This window comes from Haloferax sp. Atlit-6N (assembly GCF_003383195.1).
In the GTDB taxonomy this organism is placed as follows: Archaea; Halobacteriota; Halobacteria; order Halobacteriales; family Haloferacaceae; genus Haloferax; species Haloferax gibbonsii.
Window position 1 is genome coordinate 1 of record NZ_QEQJ01000339.1, and the last position, 454, is coordinate 454.

Sequence of the window (454 nt, forward strand, 5' to 3'; positions counted from 1 at the left end):
TAGGTCCCAGCCGGGAACTCCACGAGCGTGTCCCCGCTTGCCAGCGCGTCTTCCAACGTCGAGTCGATCGGATCGTTGCCGTTCGGATCCAGGCCGAGGTCGTCGACTGCATCGACGACAGTACTGAATTGGATCCCGTACCGTTCCGTCGCCGCTGCCGCGCCGCCAACGAACGCCGACGACCCCGCGGCGAGCATCGCCGCCCCCGCTTTGAGGCAATTACGCCGATTAAGGAGTCCCTTACTGGAGGTTTCAGACCGCATACTCGGCGTTTCGTCATCTAAGCCGGCCGATTCTTCCTGCTCCGCAAATTCACTCGTAGATGCCACAGTAGGATCTGCCTTCTCACCACTAGTGTCGTCCATTGCTTCGTCGGGATCAGTAGGAGATATCTAATTAACCGTACCGACCAGTAGGATTCTCTTAGCAACCGTATGATTGTTCTTTACCTAGG

Annotated in this window: 1 pseudogene; it reads right to left on the reverse strand. The window is 57.5% G+C overall.

Annotation, left to right across the window (positions count from 1 at the left end):
* Window positions 1-365 (reverse strand): annotated as a pseudogene (locus DEQ92_RS23360) (hypothetical protein); the annotation flags it as partial.
* Between the last annotated feature and the right edge of the window lie 89 nt (window positions 366-454).